This window comes from Streptomyces sp. NBC_00104 (assembly GCF_045160825.1).
Classification (GTDB): Bacteria; Actinomycetota; Actinomycetes; order Streptomycetales; family Streptomycetaceae; genus Streptomyces.
In genome coordinates, this window is sequence record NZ_CP108215.1 from 110,455 (window position 1) to 133,597 (window position 23,143).

Sequence of the window (23,143 nt, forward strand, 5' to 3'; positions counted from 1 at the left end):
CCGTTTCAGAGGCCGGCCGCGTCCTTCAGGTGCCGGGCGCGGTCGGTGCGCTCCCAGGTGAAGTCGGGCAGTTCGCGGCCGAAGTGGCCGTAGGCGGCGGTCCGCGTGTAGATCGGGCGCAGCAGGTCGAGGTCGCGGATGATGGCGGCCGGGCGCAGGTCGAAGACCTGGGCGATGGCGTCCTCGATACGGTTCTGGGGGACCTCGCCGGTGCCGAAGGTCTCCACGAACACGCTGACCGGTTCGGCCTTGCCGATCGCGTACGCCACCTGCACCTCGCAGCGCTCGGCCAGGCCCGCGGCCACGACGTTCTTGGCGACCCAGCGCATCGCGTAGGCGGCGGAGCGGTCGACCTTGGAGGGGTCCTTGCCGGAGAAGGCGCCGCCGCCGTGGCGGGCCATGCCGCCGTAGGTGTCGATGATGATCTTGCGGCCGGTCAGGCCGGCGTCGCCCATGGGGCCGCCGATCTCGAAGCGTCCGGTCGGGTTGACCAGCAGGCGGTGGTCCTCGGTGTCCAGTTTGATGCCGTCCTCGGCCAGGCCGGCCAGCACGTGGTCGACGACGTGGCGGCGGATGTCCGGCGCGAGCAGTGTGTCGAGGTCGACGTCGGCGGCGTGCTGCGAGGAGACGACGACCGTGTCCAGGCGGACCGGGGTGTGGCCCCGGTACTCGAGGGTGACCTGGGTCTTGCCGTCGGGCCGCAGGTAGGGCACGGTGCCGTTCTTGCGCACCTCGGCCAGGCGGCGGGACAGCCGGTGGGCGAGCTCGATGGGCAGCGGCATCAGGGACGGTGTCTCGTCGGTGGCGTAGCCGAACATCAGGCCCTGGTCGCCGGCGCCCTGCCGGTCCAGTGCGTCGTCGGCGCCGGCCGTCCGGGCCTCGTAGGCGGTGTCGACGCCCTGGGCGATGTCGGGCGACTGGGCGCCGAGGGAGAGGGAGACGCCGCAGGAGGCGCCGTCGAAGCCCTTGGCGGAGGAGTCGTATCCGATGGACAGGACGGTGTCGCGGACGATCTGGGCGATCGGCGCGTAGGCCGTGGTGGTGACCTCTCCGGCGATGTGGACCTGGCCGGTCGTGATCAGTGTCTCGACGGCCACACGGGCGTGGGGGTCCTGGCGCAGCAGGGCGTCCAGGACGGCGTCGCTGATCTGGTCGGCGATCTTGTCGGGGTGGCCCTCGGTCACGGACTCCGAGGTGAACAGGCGACGGGACATGTCTCTCCAGGGGTGTAGGGGGTCGCGTGACGGCCGGCCGGCCGTCCCTGGCTCATGGCGGCGCCGCCGGGGCCGGTCATCCGGTGCGTCCGGGGTGCCCGGCCTGGGCGGCGGCGGTTTCGAGCAGCCGGGCGAGGCGGTCCGCGCCGGTCGCGGCGCCGGTGAGCACCGTGAGCGGGGGCCGGCCGCCGGCCGCCGCGATACGCCGGGCGATCTCGTAGGCGGTGCTTCCGCCGCCGGAGAAGCCGCCCAGGACCAGGAGCCGGCCGGCGCGGGCCAGGGGGCGTAGCGCGGTGTACCGGGCGTGCGGCCCGCCGGGTACCGCGCGCAGCAGGATCACCGCTTCGGGGCCCTGGTAGGCGCGGGCGAGCCGGTCGTAGCGGGCGCGGGGGACGTGGGGGGTCTGGAGCAGGCAGACGGTGCCCGCCCGGGCGTCGGCGGCGGCCCGCAGCGGCAGCAGTGGGGGCTGCGCCTGGGCGTGTGGCCGGGTGTCCGCGCGGTGGGCGGCGCCGGTGGGTGGGGTGGGGGGTGACGCGGGCGTCGTGGTGGTGTCGGCGGCGGGCAGCAGCCGCAGCAGGTCGGCCACGGTCGTGGAGTCGTCGGCCACGTAGGGCAGTTCGCCCAGGAGCAGGGCGCTGTGGGTCAGGACGTCGGTGGCGTCGGCGATCCGGGAGCGGTCGTGGACGGCGGTCAGGACGAGCTGTTCGTCGCCGTCGTGGTGGGCGACGAGCGTGAGGGGGAAGGCCGTGGGGGTTCCCAGGGTCTCGGGGTGCTCCACGCGGATGCCGCGGGCGGCGAGGGCGGCGGTCAGGTCGTCCGGGTCGCGGAACCTGTTCTCGAAGACGAGGAGGGTGCCGTCCTCGGTGCCGGTGGGGCTGCGCGTGCCGTCCTCGGTGCCGGTGGGGCTGCGCGTGCCGTCCTCGGTGCCGGTGGGGCTGCGCGTGCCGTCCTCGGTGCCGGTGGGGCTGCGCGTGCCGTCCTCGGTGCCGGTGGGGCTGCGCGTGCCGTCCTCGGTGCCGGTGGGGCTGCGCGTGCCGTCCTCGGTGCCGGTGGGGCTGCGCGTACCGTCCTCGGTGCCGGTGGGGCTGCGCGTGCCGTCCTCGGTGCCGGTGGGGCTGTGCGTACCGTCCTCGGTGCCGGTGGGGCTGTGCGTACCGTCCTCGGTGCCGGTGGGGCTGTGCGTACCGTCCTCGGTGCCGGTGGGGCTGTGCGTACCGTCCTCGGTGCCGGTGGGGCTGTGCGTACCGTCCTCGGTGCCGGTGGGGCTGTGCGTACCGTCCTCGGTGCCGGTGGGGCTGTGCGTACCGTTGGCCGCGTGGTGCTGCGGGGCCGTCCAGGAGCGGATCTGTCCCGGTGAGAGCCATTCATAGGCCGAGCGTTCCAGGATCCGGTCGCGCAGATCGCTGAGCAGCGTCGCCACGGTGGAGTGGGGGGCGACCTCGACGGACAGCGGCCAGGCGGTGCTCAGCGCGGCCGGCATGCGGGGGGCGCCCTCGAAGGGGATGCCGCGTCCGGAGGCGGTGACGCTGAACCGGACGGGGGCCGCGGCCCGGGCCCCGCCGGCCCGGTACAGCAGCAGGGACCAGACGGCTTGCAGTGCGCCGCTCTCGGTGCTGCCCCAGCGTGCCGCCCAGGCGGCGAGCCGCTCGGTCTGGGCGGCACTCAGGCGCAGCCGGGTGCGTCCGACGGGGCCGGCCGGGGCGGGGGCGGTGTGCCGGGCGGGCCAGGCGGCCGCGGTGCGCGGCGGTACGGCCCGCGTCCAGAAGTCCCTGGCCGGGGCGGTGTCCTGACGGCGCAGCCAGCGGACGTAGTCGCGCAGATCGGGGCGCCGTTCACCGCCGGGCAGGCGGCCGTCCGCCAGGTAGGCGCGGTAGAACGCCCGCAGCAGCAGGCGTGCGCTCCAGTCGTCGAGCAGGGCGTGGTGGTAGGTGAGCAGGACCCGGGCGGGCTCGGCGGGGGGCGTGGGGGCGGGAGCGCCGGCGAGGACGGTGACGCGCAGGGCGCCGGGCCGGCGCGGGTCGATGCCGCGCCGGCGGTCGTCCTCCAGTACGTCGGGCCAGCGGGCGGTGCCGTGCGGCAGCCACAGCACCTCGGCGTCGGTGTGCTCGTGCCGTACGAGGAGGGGTTCGCAGCTGTCGTCGAAGGCGGTGCGCAGCACGCTCTCGTGGTCGACGACCGACTGCCAGGCGGTGTGGAAGCGTTCGCTGTCCAGGGGGCCGTGCCAGGCCCAGGCGAGCTGGGCGAGGTGCCGGCCGGGGAGGGCGTCGGCGTCGGCGAGCAGCTCGCGCTGCAGCGGGGTGGGCACCAGGGTGGGGGCGGGCCGTGCGGGCGTGGAGCGGGTGAGCAGGTCGGCGAGCAGGCCGTAGGGGAAGGCGTCGCCCGGTGTGTGCACGTCGTCGGCGGCCAGCCGCAGCGCGTGGTGCTCGTGGCCGAGGCGGTCGATCCGGTGACGCCACACCGGCGCGTCGGGGTTGTCGGCGGCGAGGTGGTCCAGGGCGGCCTCGAGCCGGGCCGGGCCCAGCGGGCCGCGCAGTTCGAGGGCGGGGGTGTCATAGGGGGGCCGGCCGAGGTCGACGACGACGGTCGTCATCTCCTCGGGCGGCGTGGATGAGGTGTGGTCGGCGGTCATCGGCTGTCCGGGGCGCGCACGTCCGCGTGGCCGCGCGTACGCCGCCCCTGGACGCGTACGGCTGTGTGCACGGCTTGTGCGGACGACTGCGGAGAACCCCCTGCCTCCCCTCTCTGCGAGCGCGCAACGAGTATGCGAAGGCCGGCCCATACGGGCCTGACACGGCGCTGACACGGCGGTGGTCCGGCGGTGGCCCCGCGGGTGCGGCGTGCCCGGCCGGGCACGGCGGGATGGCGCGGGTGCGGCCGGGCGGGAGCAGCGCGGGTGCCCTCCCCCAAGGCGACGGCGCGGGTGCCGTTTCGAAGGCGCGGCTCGTCCTGGCGTGCGGCCGGGCGGGAGCGGCGCAGGTGCCCTCCCCAAGGCGCGGCTCGTCCTGGCGGTGCGGCCAGGCGGGAGCGGCGCAGGTGCCCTCCCCAAGGCGCGGCTCGTCCTGGCGGTGCGGCCAGGCGGGAGCGGCGCAGGTGCCCTCCCCAAGGCGCGGCTCGTCCTGGGGTGGGCGGGAGCGGCGCGTGCACCGGCCGCTCGCCGTTGGGCCGGGAACCGGCGGGCGCGTGCCCTCGCCTGTCGCCCCGGTCGGGGGCGGAATTACCGGCCCTGCGTGGCGGTGCCGTCCAGCCGGGGCGGGGCAGCCCGGCGCCCGGGGGCGAGAGAGAGGGGTCAGCGCCGGGGCGGGTCGTCGGGGTGCAGCAGGCCGGCGACGGCGCTTATGAAGCCCTCGTCGAGCATGGTGTGGGGGGCGGTGTCGCGGGAGGTGTCGAGGCCGGTGTCGTAGCAGGCCACGCTGATGAGGTAGCGGCCGAGCACGCGGTGGGTCGCGAACGCCCATTCGTCCCGGGCCGCGGGCCGGCCGTCGGGGGTGAGCAGGCCGTTGCCGCCCACGCCGAAGCCGAACTCGGTGAAACCGAGCCGCATTCCCTGTCCGAGGGCCTTGGTGTAGGCCTCCTTCAGGGTCCACAGCCGCAGCAGTTCGGCGGCTCGCCGGGCTTCGGGCAGTTGTTGCAGTTCGGCGCGCTCGGCGGGTGTGCACACGTGGCTGTGGAGCAGGTCGAACGACATGGGCCGTCCGGCGGGTTCGGCGTCCACGCCGATCCGTCCGTTGCGGCTGACGCCGACGGCGATCAGGTCGTCGGTGTGGGTGAGGCTCACGTCGATCTGGTCCAGGCCGCGCAGATAGGGGCGTCCCCCGATCTTGTAGGCCAGGTCGAGTGCGGCCGGCTGTGTGCCCAGCGCGGCGGCGGCCGTGAACTTCGTGGCCATGCGGGAGGCCACGAACCGCAGGCGCACGACCGGTTCGGTGGTATGCCGGTAGCGCTGCCAGTCGCGGCCGAGCAGGTGCCGCAGCGTGGGGTCGGTGACGGCGGCGGTGAGCCATTCGCCCCAGGTGGTGTACACCACGGCGCTGCCCCGCAGGTCCATGTCCTCGCGCACCCCGTGCCAGGGCCCGTCGGGGCCGCTGACGTGGACCGGTTCGGGGATGCGGGCGGCGCCGGTCGGCCGGGCCGCCGCGGCCGGTTCGGTGTGCGTCAACGGGTTCACCCTGGCTGCCCTTCCTGTTCCGCGTTCTGCCCTTCCTTGCTCTGCCCTGTCTGTGCCGCCGGCCCCTTGGGCGGCCGGCGCCTTGGGCGGCCGGCGCCTTGGGCGGCCGGCGCCTTGGGTTTTCGGGGCCATCCGTCGGGCCGGCGCGCGTGCGGGGGTGCTGTCACTGGGCCAGGAGCGTGGCGTCCAGGTCGCAGCTGAGGCCGGTCCGGTAGCGGCGGAGCAGTTCTTCCAGTACCCGTGCCGCACAGCCGTCGGGCAGGTCGGGCACGGGGACGCCGAGCCGCTGGCCGATCCGGGACAGGGCGAGCACGGCCCAGGCCGGGTCGGAGAGGAAGGGGTCGCTGCCGTCCTGGCCCTCCCAGATGCCGAGGACCGCGGCGGCGCCGACGATCAGGCTGTAGCGGTCGCCGAGTACGCACACCGCGGGATCGGCGAGCGCCGGGGACCCGTACCCGGGCAGCCGCCGGCATGCCTCGCGCAGGGCCCGCAGTTCGGTGACGAACACCTCGGCCAGCGCGGCCAGCGCGGTGATCTGGCCGCCGGCGCGGCGGGCGGGGGCGAGCCGGGCGGCCGATCCGAGGAGGGAGGCGGCCATGAAGTCGCCGCCGCCGGCGATGCCCAGCAGCCGGTAGTCCAGCGGGGGCAGTTCGGCGCGTTCGCGAAACAGCGCGGGCGGCGGCTCCTCCTCGATGAACCAGGAGCTCTCGGCGAGGGTCCTGAGCTGCGGCACGATCACGGCCTGGCAGGCGGCGGTGCCGGCGTGGCCGAGTCCGGCGACGGGCAGGTCCCGCAGGAGCTTGTCGAGGGCGCCGTAGTGGGGGCTGCCGTGTTCGTAGCCGCGGGCGCCCAGCACGGTGGCGAGTTCCTCCAGGTCCTCCCGCAGCAGGTCGGGCACGACGTACTTGACGGCGGCGGCGAACAGATGGGCGGCTTCGGGCAGCAGCCCCAGGGCGCGCAGGGCGACCGTGGCCATGCTGTCGCAGGCCAGCAGGTCGGCGAAGACCCCGGTGAGCGGCTTGCCCCAGCGGCGGGCGACGGGGCCGCTGCGGCCGTCGGTCGCGGCCCGGACCGCGGAGTGCAGGACGGTGCCCGCGGCCGCGGTGAGGACCCCGCAGATCACGCTGCGGTTGACCTGGAACGTGCGCAGGGCGAGGGCGATGCCGTCTCCCGTGCCGCCGACGAGGGCGTCGCCGGGGACGGGGCGGCCGGTGAACTCCAGCCCGGAGAAGAGCGCCCCTCGCATGCCGGAGGTGGGCACCCGCGGGAGGTGGCGCACGCCCTCGCCGCCGGGCGGCCCGGCGTCGAACAGCACCGAGTGGCTGCGCGGGCCGCTGCCGGTGCGGGCGTAGACGACCCGCGCCGTGGCGCGTGCGGCGTTGATGATGACGTCCTTGCGTCCGTCGAGCCGGTAACCGCCGCCGGGCACGGCGCGGCCGGTGAACTCGTGCCGCAGGATCGCGTTGGCGTGGGCGAGTTCGTGGTGCAGGATCGCGGCCCGGCCGCCGGCGAGCAGCAGGCCGGCCAGGCGCCGGCGCTGTTCGGGGGTGCCGGCCGCCCAGACGGCGCCGGCGGCGAACAGCGAGGTGATGCCGTGGCCGAAGCCGAGGGCGACGTCGCGCCGGAAGACCGGGCGCAGGACGCGGGCGAGGAGATCGGCCCGGGTGAGCCGGCCGCCGTACTCGGCGGGCACGAACTCGGCGGCGAGCGCGGCCCCGGTGAGCAGTTCCTCGGTGGCGGCGGGCGGCTGACGGCGCTCGTCCGCGGCGAACAGGGCGCGCAGCCCGTGCGGGTTGGCGGGGTCGTAGGGGTCGCCGAGCAGGGCCTCGAGCCGGGCCGCGCGGCCCCGGGTGTCGGCCTCCCACTGACCGGGGCCGGCGGGCGTGGTCCCGATGGCGGTGGTGGTCATGGCTGACATCCTGACGAAGGCGGCTCAAAAGCGGTTCCAAAGCGGCTCGAAGACGACTCGAAGACGGCTCGGAGGCGGCTCGGAGGCGGCTCGGAGGCGGCTCGGAGGGCGGCTCGATCGGGCGCCCGGGTTCGGCCGGAGCACCGTTTCGCGCGCCTCCGGCGGCCGCTTGAGGACCTGCGCATGCGCGGGCCGGCACCGTCGCGGCCCTTCACCGCGGTCGACGGCACGGCGGAAAGGCTCCCGCCCGGTGCGTGCCGTCGCCTCCTGCCCGGCGACGGGCGGCCCGGTCACCGCGGCCCGGTCACCGCGGCCCGGTCATCGCGGCCCGGTCATCGCGGCCCGGTCATCGCGGCCCGGTCACCGATTCCGCGTGCCGGCGGGCCAGGTGGAGGGTGGCGGTGGAGTTGCGGCCCAGGGCCTCGCGGACGTGGCGGCGGGCCTGGGCGAGGTCCGCGTCGGGGCCCAGGACGCGCCGCACGGCCTCCTCGCGGAGCAGGACGCTGTGCTGCGCGACAGCCATCACTCCGTGTTCACCGTGCAGGACGTTCCACTCGCCGGTGTGCGCCTGCATGAGGGCCGGCGTGACGGTCTGCTTGTAGACGATGCGGCCGGCGTGCGGGAAGCACAACCGGAGCGAGGCGGTGGTGACCAGCCCGTCGGCGGTGAGCGTGTCCATCGTCACGACCTGCACCCCGGGGGTGTCCTCGGTCAGCTCCAGCCGCGACACGTGCGGGATCCGCCGGGGCCAGTCGCCGACCCGGTACAGGAAGTCGTACACCGGCTCGACGGGCGCGTCGATCGCCACCGCGTCCTCGAAGGAGAGCACCAGTTCGTCGAACCGTGTCCACCGCTCGGCGAGCGAGCGCAGACTGCCCAGCTCGGCCGGGGAGTTGACGCCCAGGGCCCGCTCCGTCCAGGCGACGTCCTCGGCCCGGTCGCCGTGGACCGTGAAGTCGTGCAGCAGGGTCAGCAGGCTGCTCCCGCCCGGACGTTCCTCGACGACCCAGGTGCCGTTCATGGTCCTCACGGGCGCCTGCAGGTGCTGCTGGCAAAACTGCACGCACCGGGTGCGCGGGTCCTGCACGCGCGTGGAGATCCAGGATCTGACCTGGCTGCCGGCGGTCGCCCACATGCGCAGCCGCTCGTTGGTCCCGTCGAACTCCAGCCGCTCCACATGCACGGTCGAGGGCAGGAGCAGAGGCCACCGGACCGCGTCCGAGATCAGTCCGTACACGACACCGGCCGGTGCGGCCACCTCGATCGAGTGCGACGTACGGTGCACGCGCTCACCCGTCACCACAAGCACCCTTCCCTTCGTCGTCGAGACCTCGGCCGCGGTCGGCACCGCGGCCACATCCGCCGAACCCGCCGAACCCGCCGAACCCGCCGAACCCGCCGAACCCGCCGAACCCGCCGAACCCGCCGAGCCCGCCGAGCCCGCCGAGCCCGCCGAGCCCGCCCGGCCGTGGGGGCGACGCCGGGCGCGAGGCCCCGGGAGGCGCCGGTCCGGCTGCCGGGAGACCTCCGGCCCCGGAGCGCCCCGCCCCGCCCCCGCCCCCTCCCCCGTCCCGCCCGGTCCCGCCCGGTCCCGTTCCGTTCCGTTCGGTCTCGTTCTTGTTCCGTCGGTGACCGGTGCGGCGGGTGGCGGGCCGCGGTCAGTGTTCCCTGGGCCGGTATGTGGAGGCGGGCCGGGCGACGTCCGGTTCGGGGGGTGCCTGCCCGGCCAGCGGGGCGGCCGGGCGCAGCGGGGCCAGGGCCCGGTTCAGCGCGGCGCGGGTGAGCCGGTCCCCGCGTGCGGCGACATAGCCGTCCGGGCGCACCAGCAGCCAGCAGCCCGGGGCCAGTTGGAGCGCGGCGCGCAGCCGGGCGCCGGTGTCGGCGAGGGGGGCGGGCCCGTCGGGGCCCGTACCGCCCACCGTCCGCACCGACAGCCACTCGCCGTACTGGACAGCGGCCGTCAGGGCCACGCCGACGGGGGTGTCGCCGGGGCCGGTGCCGCCCGCGGCCAGCAGCAGCGACCAGCGGGGATCGCGCAGTTCGTCGTGCAGGGCGCGGCAGCCCGGCGCGCGCGGGTGGTGGACCGGCGCCGCCGTGATCCGTGTGCCGGGGGCGGGGGTGGCCGGGGGGATCCGCACGGGCACGGACATCGCCAGGAAGCCGGTTTGGGCGTCCTCGTCGCAGGCGGTGGTGGTCAGGCAGGACGCGCCGTATCCGATGCGCAGTCCGGACATGCCGCCGAGCACCTTGCGCTGGACGGCGCGGCGCAGCGCGGGCAGCGCCCGTACGGCGGCGAAGACGGCCGGCAGCGCGGCCGCGGCGAGCAGGTTCTTCAGCTGGACGAGGAAGGTGGCGGTGCGGGCGGAGCCGAGCAGCGCCTCGCCGAGGGGCACCCGCTCCTGGCTGTAGGTGGCCAGCAGTTCGCTTCCGGCGTGTCCCTGTTCCACCTGGGCGAGTTTCCAGGCGAGGTTGTACGCCTCCTGGATGCCGGTGTTCATGCCCTGTCCGGAGGCGGGGCTGTGCACGTGGGCGGCGTCCCCGGCCACGAAGACGCGGCCGTCCTGCATGCGCTGCACCATCCGCTGCCGGAAGGTGAACACGGAGGTCCACACGGGTTCGCCGACCCGGACCCGGCGGCCGAACCCGGCCGGCAGCCTGGCGCTCAGCCGCTCGGCGGCACCGTCTTCGCCGGATGCGCCGGGGGCCGGGGCGGTGTCGAGGAGGCGCCAGTGCCCGTCGCGGGCGTAGGGCACCGTCAACCGGGCCTGGCCGCCGGTGTGGGTCCAGTAGACGGTGTCGGGCGGCAGGTCGGTGCCTGCGGGCGCGTCGGCGAGCATCCACGTCTCGCTGCTGTGGCCGGGCAGTTCCGGACCGAGCAGGCGGCGCACGGTGCTGTGTCCCCCGTCGCAGCCGACCAGCCAGCCGGTCTCGGCGCTCTCCTGGCCGCCGTCGGCCCGTGCCAGCCGCACGCGCACCCGCTCGGTGTCCTGCTCCAGTCCCGTCAGCCGTACGCCCCACTCGATGTCGACCCCGCACCGGGCCACCGCTTCGCGCAGCACGGCCTCGGTCTCGGTCTGGGGGATGACCAGCGTGTACGGGTAGGAGGTGGGCATCGTGGAGTAGTCGGCCTCCAGGCGGACCGGCCGGCGTCCGCCGGCGTACATGGTGAAGGCCCGGTTCTTGCGCCCGCGTGCCGTCATGGCGTCGACGACGCCCATCTGCGCGAACGTCTCCAGTGTGCGCGGATGCACGGCCACGGCCCTGCTGGTGCGGGCGGGCCCGGCCGCGGCGTCGACGACCCGCACCCGCAGCCCCCTGCGGGCCAGTTCGTAGGCGGCGGTCAGTCCGACGGGGCCCGCGCCGACGACCATCGCCCGGGGCCGGCCGGGGTGGGCCCTCACGCGCTCGCCTCCACCGTCTCGTACCGTCCCCGGTCGGGCGTGGCCGGCGGGCGCAGGCTCTGGAGCAGGGTCTGGAACTCCTGGCCGCGCACGGCCCGGCGGTGGGCGGCGGTGTCCTGCCGGAGGGCCGGTTCCAGGAAGCGGCCGAGGCCGCCGTGCACGGTCAGCTTGTTGACGAAGGTCACCATGTTGACGGTCAGCTTGTTGACGAAGGTCACCATGGTCTGCTCCTGGCGGGTTCGGTCAGGGGTGGGGGTGAACGGCCCGACGGCGGCCCGTGCCCGCAGCCGGGTGCGGACCAGGGCACGGGCCGGCTTGCCGGTGGGGGTGCGGGGTACGGCGTCGCAGGCTTCGGTGAGGCGGATCCGCCCGAAGGGGGCGAGGCGTTCGTCGGCGCGGGCCGCGATGGCGTGCAGGGGGCCGTCGCCGTCGTGGTTCCCGGGCGTCTCGCGCAGGACGATGCCCGCCCGGACGAGGTGGGCGAGCGCGGTCTGGCGGGCGTTGGCGACCGGATCGCGGTGGGTGAGCAGTACGCGTACACCCTTGGGCCGGCCGGTGGTGCCGGTGGTGAACTGCGCGCAGGCGACGGTGTCCCGGCCGGGGGCGGTGCTCGGCGGGGGCGTCGGGCGCGGTGTCCAGGGCGGTGCGCAGCGGCAGGCATCCGCTGGGCACCGTGCCGTCGGGCGGGCCCATCACCACCAGGGTGCGCAGCGCGGGCAGCGCGTCCCGCGTCCTGGCCGGCAGGCGGGCCGTGGCCAAGGACACCAGGGCGATCCGGGCGGCGGCCGCGGCCAGGACGTACCGCAGCCCGTCCTTGCCGGTCAGCGGGTTGACCAGGACAACCGTGGCACCGGCGCGTATCACTCCGTAGTAGGCGGCCGCGAAGACGGGGTCGTCGAGGACGCCCGCGACGGCGACATGCACGCCGGGCCGGCCGGCGGTCTCCTGCTGCACGAACGCGGCGATCCGGCCGGCCTGGGCGTCCAGTTCGCCGTAGGACAGCGCCGTGCGCGCGGCGCGGACGGCGACGCTGTCGGGGCTGCGGGCGGCGGCCGTGCGCAGCAGGCCGTCCACCGGGAGGCCGGGGTACGTCAGGTGCGCCACGGCTGGTGTCCTCCGGGTCTCGGCGGGCGGCGCGTGCACCGCTGGGGGCTCTCACGTTCTGCCTGTGCGCTCGAGGACCGTTCGAAGAGCGCTCGCGGCCCCTGGCGCACCCGGGTACGGCGTCCTCCGTGACGGCCTCCGTGACGGCCTCCGTGACGGCCTCCGTGACGGCCTCCGTGACGGCCTGCCGCCGAGGCGTCCGGCGGTCCGGCGGTCCGGCGGCGGGGCCGGTGGGCCGGTGGGGGCCGGCCTGTCCGGGCCGCCGCGGGCGGGGGTGTCAGGTGTGCTCTGTCCGGGGGCCTTTTTCGAACAGGTCGGTCAGGTCGGTGCGTACGGTGACGGCGTCGGCGCCGTGGGCGATGCGGTGGGTGCGGTGCTCGCCCAGCCGGGAGCGGGTGAGCAGTGCGGCGGCGCCGGAGCGCAGCTGTGCGGTCACGGGTCCGCCGCGGCCGAGCGGTGCCCTGGGCCTGTATCCGCTCCCATGCGGTGCACGGCCGCGGCCGTGCGGGCGCGCCGCTGCTGGTAGGGCGGCAGCCGCATCCGGCTGGTGTCGCCGGCGTGGAGCGCGTCGAGCAGCACGGGGTGGGCGGCGGCCGCGTCCTGCAGGGCGAGGTTGATGCCCGCCGGCGGGCCGGCGGTGCCGCAGCGCGCCGGGGGCGCGGGCGGGGCCGGTGCCAGGCGCCCAGCGACGCGGCAGGCCTCTCCCGGCGGCCGGGGTGGTGCGGGTCCGCGGACGAAGAAGGGGCCGCCCGGCTGTTCGTCGCGCATCGGCCGTTCCTCCTGGTGGGTCCGCGCCTGATGAGGGTGGCGCCGGCGCCTGGAGTGCCGTTGGGGTTCAGACCGCGTACAGGTTGAAGGTGGAGGTGCGGCGCGGCCCGCACACCACGTCCAGGGCCGGGTCGACGGTGAGCATCGCCTGGTGCAGCCGTTGCAGCTGCGGCGAGGGCTCGATGCCCAGTTCCTCGATCAGACGCATGCGCAGCCGGCGGTAGACGTCCAGTGCCGTGGCCTGCCGGCCGGAGCGGTAGAACGCCACCATGGCCTGGGAGTGCAGCCCCTCGTGCTTGGGGTGACGTGCCGTCAGGTCGGTGAGTTCGGCGATGAGTTCGGTGTGCCGGCCGAGTCTGAGGTCGGCGTCTATGCGCCGCTCGACGGTGACCAGACGGCTCTCCTCGAGCCGCATGACCTCGATCTCGAGGATGGGACCGACGCGTACGTCGACCAGCGCGGGTCCCTGCCACATGGCCAGGGCGTCGCGGAACAGGTCCGCCGCCCGTGTGTCCTGGCCCTCCTCGCAGGCCGACTGTCCGGCCGTGACCAGCTGTTCGTAGCGGTGGACGTCGACGCTCTCGGGCGGGATCTGCAGCACGTAGCCGCCGTGCCGGGTGGCCAGCACCTCCTTGGCCGTTCCGGGGGCGTCGGGGCCCATCGCGGTCCCCAGGCGGCGGCGGAGCTGGAGGATGTACGTCTGCATGGTGGTCATGGCGCTCTGGGGCATGTGGGCGCCCCAGATCTCCTCCATGAGCATGGACACGGGCATCACCCGGCTGGGGTAGAAGGCGAGCAGGGCGAGCATCTGCCTCGGCTTGCCCGCGGTCGGGACGATCGACACCCCGTTGACCTCAGCGCTCAACGGTCCCAGGACCTGCAACTCCATGGTTTCCTCCCCGTATCGATCGAGTTCCCTCGATGGCTTGAGAGCCGTCGGCCGTTCAGCACGCTAGCCCCGTTCCCGCCACCCCCCTCGGTAGCTCCAGCCAAGTTCGAGTGACCTTCCACAGCCGGGGCCCGCCCCGCCGGGCCGGTCCGCTCAAGAACGCTTGTACGGATGGTGGAACCTGCCTCGTGCGCCCGGCCGCCGCCCCGGCCGGGCGGATATCGTCCGACCGGCCGGGCGCCTCACCCGCGCTCACCAGGTGCCCGGGCGACGAGCACCGCGGGGCCGCCAACGGCCACCGCCGCCCGGCCGGCAGCCGACGGCCATGGCCATGGCGATGGCGATGGCCAGCCGCCCGGCCATCGGCTGCCGGCTGTCGGCTGTCGGCTGCCGGCTGTCGGCTGTCGGCTGTCGGCTGTCGGCTGTCGGCTGTCGGCCAGGAGGGGAGTCACGATGGAGCTGCGGCTGTTGGTGTTTCGCCACGCCGGTGGTTCCCCTGCGGCCTGCCGTGAGCGGCCGCGCCGGTTCCCCGGCGGCTCGCGGATCGCCGGGGGCGTCCGCCGGGCCGGACCGCACCGCGCGGTGGCGCGGTGAGCGTGCCGGGCGGGGGCGCGGCGTCCGCCGCCGGAGCGGACAGCGCCGGGGTTCTTGCCGTGCCCGCCGGGGGGACGGAGTTCCGGCTGCTGGGGCCGGTGGAGATACACGACGGCCGCACGGGCGAGGACATCGTGCCGCCGGGGTCCAAGCAGCGCGCCCTGTTCTCGGCGCTGGTGCTGTGTGCCGGCCGGCTGCTGTCCGCCGAGGAGCTCACCGAGGAGCTGTGGGGCGGGCACCCGCCGTCGAACGCGGGGAACGCGCTGCAGGCGCATGTGGCCCGGTTGCGGCGGCTGCTGCCCGAGCCGCGCCTTGCGGTGCCCGGCCACGAGTGGATCACCACGCTGCCGACCGGCTATCTGCTGAGCCTGGGCCGCGCCACCACCGATGTCGAACGGTTCTGCCGGCTCTCGGCGAAGGGCCGGGCGGCGGCCGCCACCGATCCGCGGTCCGCGGCCCGGCTGCTGCGCGGCGCGCTGGCCCTGTGGCGCGGGCCGGCGCTCCAGGACAGCCGGTACGGGCCGATCTGCACGAGCGAGGCGGACCGGCTGGAGGAGAACCGCCTGAGCGTGCTGGAGACGCTGTACGAGGTGTGTCTGCGCTGTGCGCAGCACGACGAGATCACCGGCGAGCTGGAGAAGCTGACGGCCGATCATCCGCTGCGCGAGCGGTTCTACGACCTGCTGATGGTCGCCCTGTACCGCGGCGGCCGGCAGGCCGAGGCGCTGGGTGTCTACGAGCGGGCCCGGCGCCGTCTGGTGGAGGCCCTGGGGATCGAGCCGGGTCCGGTGCTGCGCGGCCGGCTGGAGGCGATCCTCAACCATGCCCCCGACCTGTCCGTCCCGGCCCGCCCGGACCTGCCGTCCGCTGCGACGACACCGGCGCAGGCGCAGGCGCTGGAACTGGGCGCCGAGATCGCCCGGCTCCAGCAGCGTGTCGAGGAACTGGGCCGCCGCCAGGAGGTGTTGCTGCGCCGCTTCGACGCCCTGGCCACCCGGCTGCCGGGGACGACGTAGCCGCTCGCCGCAAGCCGGAGGCGGCGTGACGGCACGCGGCACGCGGCACGCGGCACGCGGCGTGGGGCGTGGGGTTCGGGGTGCGGGGTGCGGGGCGGTGGACCGTCCAGGAGCGCGGGAGCGGGGCGTGCCGGCTGGTCCTGCTGCACGACTTCACCGTGGGCGGTGACCGCGCCGAGGACGCCGAGTGGGTCCGCCGGGCCACCGACACCAACAGCAGGGCGGAACTCTGCCGGCTGAAGGACCTCGCCGAGCGGTGGGAGCGACTGGATCAGCTGGTGCTGTCCTTCGAGGACAGCATCCGGGTCCAGGGCCCGCCCGAGCCGGTCTACGGCTTCCTCCACCGCGTCGCCGACTGGCCCCGGCTCCTGCCCCGCGTCGCCCGCCTGGAGGTGGCCGAGGACACCCCCGGCGTGCAGGTCATGACCATGGACACGCGGACCGCCGACGGCGCCGCGCACACCACGCAGTCCGTACGCGTCTGCTTCCCAGACAGCGGCCGGATCGTCTACAAGCAGACCCGCACACCGGCGCTGATGCACTCCCACACCGGCCAGTGGTCCGTCGTCCCGGACGCGTCGGGTGTCACCGTCACCTCCCGGCACACGGTCCTGCTGCGGGAGGAGGCCATCGGGCCCGTCCTGGGCGAGGGCACCACCGTGGAACAGGCCCGCCGCTGCCTGCGCCGGGCACTGGGCCACAACTCCACCGCCACCCTCGCCCTGGCCAAGCGGCATACGCAAGCCACCCCACACGGCCCCCCACACGGCCCGGTGACAGCACCGGCTGCGCGCCCGCGCCCGGCGGGCCGGGCACCTCGGTGACCGTGGGCCCGCCGCCCGGCCCACGGCCGGCAGGCAGGCAGGCAGGCAGGCCAGCGGGCCGGACACCTGCCCCGCCCGCCCTGCCCCCCCTGCCTGCCCTGTCCCTCTGTCCCTCTGTCCCTCTGCGGTCCTGCACCCGGCCTACACCCGGGCGCGGGCGGGTTCGGGCAGGGGCAGCAGCCGGGGAGCGGCTCGCCCCCACGGGAATCCGTGGTGCAGGTGGAGCACGGCCTGTGTGCCGGTGTCGGCCAGGACGGCCACGGCGGCCAGCACGCCGGGCACCGGCTCCAGTTCCACAAAGCGCCACCGCGGGTCGGCGTCGTTGTCGGGCGGCCGGAAGCCGGTCACCCCCAGGTCCTCGGCCAGGGTGAAGGAGAACGCGTCGAAGGGCAGTGCGAGGCCGAGGCCGCGGGCCTTGGAGTAGGCCTCCTTCAGTGTCCACAGCCGCAGCACCCGCCGGTCGCGGGCCCGGCCCGGCGCGGCCCGCGCCACCCACCGGCGCTCGTCCTCGGCGAAGGACGCCACGACGGCGTCGAAGCCCTGGCCGCCGCGGTCGAGCCGCTCCACGTCCACCCCGATGCGGTGGCGGCGCACCACGCCGAGCAGGTTGTGGCCGCCCGAGTGGGAGAGGTTGAAGTCCAGCTCCCGGCCCCCGCGCGGCAGCCCCTCGGGCGGTTTGTGCAGGAACGGCCGGCCGCGCGAGGAACGCCAGATCACCGCCTCGGCCTCCGGGATACCGCTCTCCAGTGCCAGGACGCGTCGTACGAGGGCGTGGGCGACGAGGTACTGGCGCCGGTCGCGTTCGAAGAGGAAGCGGCCCGCGGTCTCCCGCTCGTGCTCGTCCAGCCAGTGCGCGGCCAGGATCGCGGTCATGCCGGGGGCGAGTTCCTCGTTGGGGCAGAACCACAGTTTCACCGGCTGCGGCCCCTGCCGGGCAGAGGTGTGCCGCCCCGGGTCCTGGCCGGTCATCCGGCCCGCTCCGTACCGGACGCCGGGGTACCGGACACCGGAGAGCCGGACGCCGGGGTGGCGGGGGCCGGGGTGGCGGGGGCCGGGCCGGACGCCGGGGTGGCGGGCGCCGGGCCGGACGCCGGGGTGGCGGGCGCCGGGCCGGACGCCGGGGTGCCGGGGGCCGGGGTGCCGGGGGCCGGGTCCAGCCACAGCGGCCGGCGCAGGAACGCCGAGGGCGGCGGTACGGCGGCCGGTGTCCCGGCACCCGGACCCGGTTCCAGCGCGGCCCAGTCGACGTCGAGCCCGGACAGCCACAGCCCGGTGAGCTGCCGGAGGTGTCCGCCCCGCCACAGCGCGGCCAGGTAGGCGCCGGTCTCCGGCAGGGCGCCCAGGCCCATCGGGTCGCCGCCGTGCCCGCGCAGGTCGGCGTAGCGGACGTCGCCGCCGGCGGCCGGGTGTCCGGCGAAGCGGCGCAGCCCGGCGACGAGCCGGGGCAGGTCGGTGACGAGCAGCGCGATCCGGCAGGGCAGGGCGGCCCGGCCGGTGCGCAGGGCCCGCGCCACGTCGGCGAGGACCGGCCCGCCGGCCGCGCCTCCGCCTCCGCCTCCGCCGTCGCCGTCGCCGTCGGGCGGTGGGGTGGGCCGGGTGAGCCAGTCGGCGAGCCTGGCGGCGGTGGCGGCGAGGTGGGCGGGCGTGGGCGCGGACACCACCACCAGTTCCTCGCGGCCGGGGGTGTCCTCCGGTGCCGGGGGGCGGTGCGCCGGCGGGGGCGCGAGGTGTTCCTGGAGGACGACGCGTGCGGTGAAGCCGCCGTCGGCCGCCACCTCGACCGTGGCGGTACGGGGCGTCGGGCGCCCCTGTCCGTCGCGGGGGCGCGGCCACGGCCGGGCGGTGGGCCGGCTGGCCGCGGGGGCGAGGGTGCCGTGGCCGAGCTGGAGCACGGCGGCGGTCAGGGCCGCCAGTCCGGTGGCCGCCCCGGCGTCGCCGATGCGGCGCACGGTCGCCTCGCGGGTCTCGTGCAGGCCGGCGGCAGGCGCGGGCGCGGGGGGCGGGGCGAATCCGCTGGAGGTGGCGCGGATGACGGCATACACCCGGTCCCCGTCCGCGAGCGCCCGGCGCAGCGGTTTGACGACGGCCGCGCCGACGCCCTCCCCCGCGGCGTCCCGGGCCCGTGAGGGGTGCAGCAGCAGTTCGGCGGCGCCGACGACGGCGGCGGCGCATTCACCGCGGCGCAGGGCCTGCACGGCGAGGTGGAGGGCGGTCAGGGCCGAGCACTGGGCGGTGTCGACGGCCTGCCCGGGCCCGCTCAGGCCGAGCAGCGCGGCCAGCCTGCCGGGCAGGCCCCAGTGGCCGCTGCGGGGCACGGCGGGCCGGCCGCGGCTGAAGGACGCGGCGGCCAGCAGCGCGTAGTCGCCGGCGCTGGCGCCGACGAAGACACCGACCGCGCGCGGGGTGCCGTCCGGGCCGCGCAGCGCGTCCAGCCGGGCTCCGGTGCAGCCCGCGTCCTCCAGCGCTTCCCAGGCGGTCTCCAGGAAGAGCCGCTCCTGCGGGTCCGTCAGAGCGCCTTCCTCGGGGGCGAACTGGAAGAACTCCGCGTCGAAGTCGGCGGCACCGTCCAGGAAGTGCCCGCGCTGCCCCTCCTCCAGGGGGGAAGGGCCGGGCCGGCCGGCGGGCGCGTCCGAGGAGGTGTCACGGCCCTCGCGGAGGTTGTCCCAGAAGACGTTCAGGTCCGCCGCCGCAGGGTAGCGCCCGGCAAGGCCGACGACGGCGTAACCGTCCTCCACACCCGGGATGTCACCGCCCGCCGCCGGTACGGCCCCGGCCCCGGCCCCGGAGGGAAGGACCGGCCCGCACTCCGCCACGACGGGCGGAAAAGGCCGGGACACCGGTGCCCCCGGTGCGGGCGGTGCGGGCGGTGCGGGCGGAGACACCGATGCCCCCGGTGCCGCCGGGGACACAGGTGCGGCCGGGGACACAGGTGCCGCCTGGGACAGGGGCGCGGCCGGGGATACCGCAGGGGACACCGGTGGGGGCGGGGACACAGGTGCCGCCTGGGACAGGGGCGCGGCCGGGGACAGGGGCGGGGCCGGGGACGGGGGCGCGGCCGGGGGTACCGCAGGGGACACCGGTGGGGGCGGGGACGGGGGTGCGGGCCGGGGGGTTTCGGGTCCGCGCCGTGTCTGCCGCGTCAGCAGGCGGGTGGCCTGCTCGCGGTCGAGGGTTCCGGCCCTGAGCCGGGTGAGGATCTCGCGTTCGTCCATCGTCCGCGGCCGTCAGGCGCGCCGGGGCAGCAGTTCGAGCGCCTCGTCGACGGAGATCCGGTGGTCGGACACGGCGTCGAGGAGGGCAGCGAGTCCGATCGCCCCGGCGGCCGTACCGGACACCGGGACCTGTACCGGAAGCGAGACCGCGGGGACAGCCGCAGAAGCGGCCGCGAACGCGGGTGCGAACGCGGGTGCAGAAGCGGACACGGACGCGGGGGCGGGTGCGGGTGCGGGGACGGGGACGGTGGCGGACGCGGGTGCGGGGATGGCCGCGGGTGCGGGGACGATGGCGGCCGCGGGGGCGGCGACTGATGCGGATACGGGTGCCGGGACGGATGCGGATGCGGGTGCGGTGGCGGTGGCGGTGGCGGCGATGTGGGCGGCCAGCGCCGCGAGGCTGGTGTGGTCGTAGAGCGTGACGGGCCGCTCCCGCAGACCGTAGATGCGCCTGACCTCCGCCACGAACTCCGCCCCCAGGATGGAGTCCACGCCCAGGAGACTGAAGGCGGCCGTGGTGTCGATGTCCCACGGGTCGCAGCACAGGGTGCGGGCCAGTTCCTCGCGCAGCACGTCGAGGACCGCTTGCTTCGTGAACGCGGGCCCGGGCCACAGGAGCGCCGCCGGAGCGGGAGCCTGCCGGCCGCGGGCCGGGGGGCCGGAGGGAGCCGCGTGCGGGGTCTGCCGCTCGCCCGCCACGTACCGGGCGAACGCGAGGGGGGTGGGGTGGTCGAACAGGGCGTCGGCCTTGACGTCCGTGGCGTAGCGGGTGTTGACGGTGGCGACGAACTCGACGGTCAGCAGCGAGTCGAGTTCCAGCGACCGGAACGTCTGCCCGGGGTCGATCTTCTCGGCCTTCAGCCGCAGCACGGCGGCGAGGATCTCCACGAGTCCGGTCAGCAGATCGGCCGGCGGGGCGGGGAGCGGGGCGGCCGGGAGCGGCCGGCTGTCATCGATCATGTGTGACTCCAAGGGACGGTCCGTCCCGGCCGGCCGGCGACGGACGCTGCTGGGGGTGCGGGACGCGGCCGCCGGACGCGGCCGCCGGGGGCGGCGGGCACCGCGCCGAGGGGCGTGGCCGTTCAGGGCCGCTTCACCAAGGCCCCGCCCCCGGCCGGGGCGGGCCGGGGCGGGGCGGGGCGGCCGTGGGCGTCCCCGGGGATGCTCCGCCGCCGGGGACGGCGGCAGGCCCTCCCGCCACCCGCCCGCGTCGCGCCGGAGCCGGGGGCAGGACGTAGGCCGCTGCCGGACAGGACCGGCGCGGGCCGCCGCCCGCGCATCCGTGCGTCCGCCCCGGGGGCCGGAGCGGCGCCCGTACCGCCCCCGGCCCGGATCCCGCCCGCCTGCCCCGGGAGAGGTCACGCGCTGCTGAGGGCATGACGGCCGGTCAGCCGACGCGGGTGAGGCGCTCGTTGCGCACCGGCGTATCGAGCGCCGGCTCCGGACCGGCCACCAGGATCGAGCGCTGCAGCCGGCGCAGCCCGGCCGAGGGCTCCAGGCCCAGCTCGCGGACCAGGGCGTTACGCAGCCGCTGGTAGACGTCGAGGGCCTCACTGCGCCGGCCCGAGCGGTGCAGGGCCAGCATGAACTGGCCGTGCAGCTTCTCATGGGTTGCGTAGCGGCTGACCAGGACGGTGAGCTCGCCCAGCAGTTCGCGGTGGCGGCCCAGCCGCAGATCGGCCTCGATACGCTGATCGAACGCGCACAGCCGGGTCTCCTCCAGCCGCCTGGTCTCCATCCCCAGCTGCGGGCCGGTCTGTATGTCGGCCAGAGCGGCGCCGGTCCACAGCGCGAGGGCCTCGCGCAGGTGGCGGGCCGCGCCGGCGAAGTCACCGGCGTCCATGGCCCGGTACCCGCTGCCGGCCAGCCGCTCGAACTCCCCGACATCGCTGGCACCGCCCCAGGTGTCGAGCCGGTACCCGCCCGGCGTGGTGACCAGCACATCCTTGGCCGTACGCGCCGGGGCGCCCGCCGCGTCGCGCGCCAGGGCCGCGGAGATGAGCTCACGCAGCTGCAGCACGTAGGTCTGCAGCGTGGTGCGCGCACTGCGCGGGGGCCGCTCGCCCCAGAGTTCCTCGATCAGCGCGGCGACCGGCACCACCTGGTCGGCGTGCAGGGCCAGCAGCGCCAGGACCTGGCGCGGTTTCGGCGCCGTGGGAGTCACCGAGACCCCGTTCTCCCGGACGTCCAGCGCGCCCAGTACAGCGATGTCCATGCCGTCCCCCTCATTTGCTGCATGAAGTCCTGCACGAGTGCGAGCAAGTGGTCAGTCCTTTTCGCGCCTGGTCCCGGCGGAGCCGCTGCCGGCATGCCCCCCAGTAAAAAACGGCACGGACGGTTTGTCAATATCAAACCGTCCGTGCTGTTTTTTGTTCGCGCGACCGCCTCCGGCCCCACCCCGCAGACACGCCCCGGCAAACCCCCCGGCCACCGGGACGGCCGACGGCAAACGCGGGCACTTCACCGCACGCGGAGACCCACCGGCCTACCGGCGCGGGCACTTCACGGCGGGGAGACGCACGGGCGCACCGGCGCGGGCACTTCACCGCACGCGGAGACGCACAGGCGCACCGGCGCGGGCACTTCACCGCACGCGGAGACGCACAGGCGCACCGGCGCGGGCACTTCACCGCACGCGGAGACGCACAGGCGTACCAGCGCGGGCACTTCACGGCGGGGAGACGCACAGGCGCACCGGCGCGGGCACTTCACGGCGCGGAGACGCACGGGCGCACCGGCGCGGGCACTTCACCGCACGCGGAGACGCACAGGCGTACCAGCGCGGGCACTTCACCGCACGGAGGCGTACGGGTGTCCGGGTGTACGGGCAGGGGGCTTCCCGGCGGGGAGAGGTACGGGTGTCCGGGTGTGTGCGGGTGGAGTGCGCAGGGCCGGAGCGGTCCGGCAGGGTGTTACCGCCGCGGCCCGCTGTCGCCGGCGTCCCCGGGCACCAGGGCGTGCGGGGCGGTCAGCCGGGGCAGCAGCAGGCCCCACAGCCCCGTGACCTTCCGCTCGGAGAGCCACGCCCGGTCCGTGCCGGCGAGCACCTCGAAGCCGACCGTGGCGGCCACGACGGCGGTCGCGGCGTCATCCGCGGAGACCCCCTCGGCCAGCCAGCCGTCCCGTTCGGCGCGCAGCAGCGTCTCCTCCACCCAGCGCTGCCACTCCCCCCGCAGCGAGGAACCCTCCCGGCGGCGCGGACCGCCGCCCAGCTCGAACCCCGCCCGCACCACGACGTCATCGGCGATCCGGCCCATCAGGCCGTACGTCGCCTCCACCAGCACCCGCAGAGGGCCGCCGTCCTGGCGCAGGGCATCACGCACGACCTGCCGCATCCCTTCCAGCGCCTCGGCCTCGACCGCCTGCGCCAGCGCCTTCTTGCTCGCGAAATGGAAGTGCAGCGCACCGTTGCTGACCCCCGCCCGTCTGCTGATCGCCGACAGCGAAGCGGGCGCGAAGCCCTCCTGCGCGAACACTTCGGCCCCGGCACGGATGAGTGCCCCGCGGGTACGGGCCGCGCGCTCCTGCTTGACCATCGGCTGTCTCCTGGCTGGCACTGCGGTCCCGCGGCACCCCCGGCAACAGGGCGTGCGGCGTCCGGTGGATCATCGGTTCGCTCATCACACGAGGGCGGGTCGGGCGTGTCCGCGCACGGGCCGGCGCGCCACGCCCCACCCGCGCAGCACCGGACCCGGACGGACCGGCCACGCACCGGACGCCGACAGCCCGCCGCCCGGCGACACGGCCACGTCACCGGCCGTGTCACCGGCCGGTGACGTGGCCGGCCAGGCCGTGCCCCGGCCGCGCGGCCGGGGCACCCCGCCCCGGCCCGGCACACCGTGACCGCCCGCCCGCCCGGGGGAACCCCGGCTCCGGCACCGCGCCGACGCCGACGCTGGCACTGGCACTGGCACTGGCACTGGCACTGGCACTGGCACTGGCACTGGCAGACCGTCCCCGCACCCGCGTCCCCGCAGGTGCGTCCACGCGCGCGCCAGGCCCGTACCGGCGGGCACACCGTCCCTCACGACGCACCCACCACCGTAG

The 23,143-nt window shown here is 76.1% G+C and carries 17 protein-coding genes and 1 pseudogene; 2 read left to right on the top strand and 16 right to left on the bottom strand.

Annotated elements, in window-relative coordinates; translation table 11 throughout:
- Window positions 1–5: 5 nt before the first annotated feature.
- From metK to OG272_RS00390, 11 genes and pseudogenes are all read right to left on the bottom strand, one after another.
- On the bottom strand, window positions 6–1,214 hold the full coding sequence (gene metK / locus OG272_RS00340) for a methionine adenosyltransferase (protein ID WP_326573073.1): 1,209 nt from the start codon (window positions 1,212–1,214) through the stop codon (window positions 6–8).
- 76 nt (window positions 1,215–1,290) lie between these two features.
- Window positions 1,291–3,843 (bottom strand): condensation domain-containing protein, encoded by a 2,553-nt coding sequence (locus tag OG272_RS00345; protein ID WP_405892104.1) that lies wholly within the window; start codon window positions 3,841–3,843, stop codon window positions 1,291–1,293.
- 657 nt (window positions 3,844–4,500) lie between these two features.
- Window positions 4,501–5,370: a 4'-phosphopantetheinyl transferase superfamily protein gene (locus OG272_RS00350; RefSeq protein ID WP_327726229.1), complete on the bottom strand. Its 870-nt coding sequence runs from the start codon at window positions 5,368–5,370 to the stop codon at window positions 4,501–4,503.
- A gap of 172 nt (window positions 5,371–5,542) precedes the next feature.
- Entirely contained in the window at window positions 5,543–7,288 is a 1,746-nt protein-coding gene (locus OG272_RS00355; RefSeq protein WP_327726230.1) for an acyl-CoA dehydrogenase, read from the bottom strand.
- Window positions 7,289–7,634: 346 nt separating this feature from the next.
- Window positions 7,635–8,588 (bottom strand): aromatase/cyclase, encoded by a 954-nt coding sequence (locus OG272_RS00360; protein WP_327726231.1) that lies wholly within the window; start codon window positions 8,586–8,588, stop codon window positions 7,635–7,637.
- Between the two features lie 358 nt (window positions 8,589–8,946).
- Window positions 8,947–10,689, bottom strand: a complete 1,743-nt coding sequence (locus tag OG272_RS00365; RefSeq protein WP_405892107.1) for an FAD-dependent oxidoreductase — start codon at window positions 10,687–10,689, stop codon at window positions 8,947–8,949.
- Window positions 10,686–10,910 carry a hypothetical protein gene (locus tag OG272_RS00370; RefSeq protein ID WP_405892109.1) on the bottom strand — a complete coding sequence of 75 codons (225 nt, stop codon included), beginning with the start codon at window positions 10,908–10,910 and terminating at the stop codon, window positions 10,686–10,688. The genes OG272_RS00365 and OG272_RS00370 overlap by 4 nt, the downstream gene beginning before the upstream one ends.
- A 505-nt stretch (window positions 10,911–11,415) precedes the next feature.
- A pseudogene (locus tag OG272_RS00375) lies at window positions 11,416–11,832 on the bottom strand (AMP-binding protein); the annotation flags it as partial.
- A gap of 238 nt (window positions 11,833–12,070) precedes the next feature.
- Entirely contained in the window at window positions 12,071–12,229 is a 159-nt protein-coding gene (locus tag OG272_RS00380; RefSeq protein WP_327726234.1) for a hypothetical protein, read from the bottom strand.
- Window positions 12,226–12,561, bottom strand: coding sequence for a hypothetical protein (locus tag OG272_RS00385; RefSeq protein WP_326573091.1), 336 nt, complete (start codon window positions 12,559–12,561; stop codon window positions 12,226–12,228). Before OG272_RS00385 ends, OG272_RS00380 begins: the two co-directional genes overlap by 4 nt.
- 67 nt (window positions 12,562–12,628) lie before the next feature.
- Window positions 12,629–13,450, bottom strand: a complete 822-nt coding sequence (locus OG272_RS00390; RefSeq protein ID WP_326573093.1) for an AfsR/SARP family transcriptional regulator — start codon at window positions 13,448–13,450, stop codon at window positions 12,629–12,631.
- A 590-nt stretch (window positions 13,451–14,040) separates the two neighbouring features.
- Here OG272_RS00390 and OG272_RS00395 point away from each other — a divergent pair.
- Both OG272_RS00395 and OG272_RS00400 read left to right on the top strand, forming a co-directional pair.
- On the top strand, window positions 14,041–15,060 hold the full coding sequence (locus OG272_RS00395; RefSeq protein WP_326573095.1) for an AfsR/SARP family transcriptional regulator: 1,020 nt from the start codon (window positions 14,041–14,043) through the stop codon (window positions 15,058–15,060).
- 68 nt (window positions 15,061–15,128) lie between these two features.
- Window positions 15,129–15,884 (top strand): SRPBCC family protein, encoded by a 756-nt coding sequence (locus OG272_RS00400; RefSeq protein ID WP_327726235.1) that lies wholly within the window; start codon window positions 15,129–15,131, stop codon window positions 15,882–15,884.
- 141 nt (window positions 15,885–16,025) lie between these two features.
- Here the strand turns inward: OG272_RS00400 and OG272_RS00405 are convergent, their stop codons facing one another.
- The 5 genes from OG272_RS00405 to OG272_RS00425 form a co-directional block, all read right to left on the bottom strand.
- On the bottom strand, window positions 16,026–16,853 hold the full coding sequence (locus OG272_RS00405; protein ID WP_326573099.1) for a 4'-phosphopantetheinyl transferase superfamily protein: 828 nt from the start codon (window positions 16,851–16,853) through the stop codon (window positions 16,026–16,028).
- Complete coding sequence (locus OG272_RS00410) at window positions 16,850–18,721, bottom strand: beta-ketoacyl synthase N-terminal-like domain-containing protein (protein ID WP_327726236.1); 1,872 nt, start codon at window positions 18,719–18,721, stop codon at window positions 16,850–16,852. Before OG272_RS00410 ends, OG272_RS00405 begins: the two co-directional genes overlap by 4 nt.
- Window positions 18,722–19,108: 387 nt before the next feature.
- Window positions 19,109–20,056 carry a phosphopantetheine-binding protein gene (locus OG272_RS00415; RefSeq protein WP_328222125.1) on the bottom strand — a complete coding sequence of 316 codons (948 nt, stop codon included), beginning with the start codon at window positions 20,054–20,056 and terminating at the stop codon, window positions 19,109–19,111.
- 427 nt (window positions 20,057–20,483) lie between these two features.
- Window positions 20,484–21,311, bottom strand: coding sequence for an AfsR/SARP family transcriptional regulator (locus OG272_RS00420; RefSeq protein WP_326573104.1), 828 nt, complete (start codon window positions 21,309–21,311; stop codon window positions 20,484–20,486).
- 697 nt (window positions 21,312–22,008) lie between these two features.
- A complete protein-coding gene (locus OG272_RS00425) occupies window positions 22,009–22,632 on the bottom strand; it encodes a ScbR family autoregulator-binding transcription factor (protein WP_326573106.1) in 624 nt (207 codons plus the stop codon).
- Between the last annotated feature and the right edge of the window lie 511 nt (window positions 22,633–23,143).

Excerpts from the sequence above, each read along its gene's own strand:
- metK (WP_326573073.1), bottom strand. The coding sequence starts at position 1,214 with ATGTCCCGTCGCCTGTTCACCTCGGAGTCCGTGACCGAGGGCCACCCC.
- OG272_RS00345 (WP_405892104.1), bottom strand. The coding sequence starts at position 3,843 with ATGACCGCCGACCACACCTCATCCACGCCGCCCGAGGAGATGACGACC.
- OG272_RS00355 (WP_327726230.1), bottom strand. The coding sequence starts at position 7,288 with ATGACCACCACCGCCATCGGGACCACGCCCGCCGGCCCCGGTCAGTGG.
- OG272_RS00370 (WP_405892109.1), bottom strand. The coding sequence starts at position 10,910 with ATGGTGACCTTCGTCAACAAGCTGACCGTCAACATGGTGACCTTCGTC.
- OG272_RS00385 (WP_326573091.1), bottom strand. The coding sequence starts at position 12,561 with ATGCGCGACGAACAGCCGGGCGGCCCCTTCTTCGTCCGCGGACCCGCA.
- OG272_RS00390 (WP_326573093.1), bottom strand. The coding sequence starts at position 13,450 with ATGGAGTTGCAGGTCCTGGGACCGTTGAGCGCTGAGGTCAACGGGGTG.
- OG272_RS00405 (WP_326573099.1), bottom strand. The coding sequence starts at position 16,853 with ATGACCGGCCAGGACCCGGGGCGGCACACCTCTGCCCGGCAGGGGCCG.
- OG272_RS00415 (WP_328222125.1), bottom strand. The coding sequence starts at position 20,056 with ATGATCGATGACAGCCGGCCGCTCCCGGCCGCCCCGCTCCCCGCCCCG.
- OG272_RS00420 (WP_326573104.1), bottom strand. The coding sequence starts at position 21,311 with ATGGACATCGCTGTACTGGGCGCGCTGGACGTCCGGGAGAACGGGGTC.
- OG272_RS00425 (WP_326573106.1), bottom strand. The coding sequence starts at position 22,632 with ATGGTCAAGCAGGAGCGCGCGGCCCGTACCCGCGGGGCACTCATCCGT.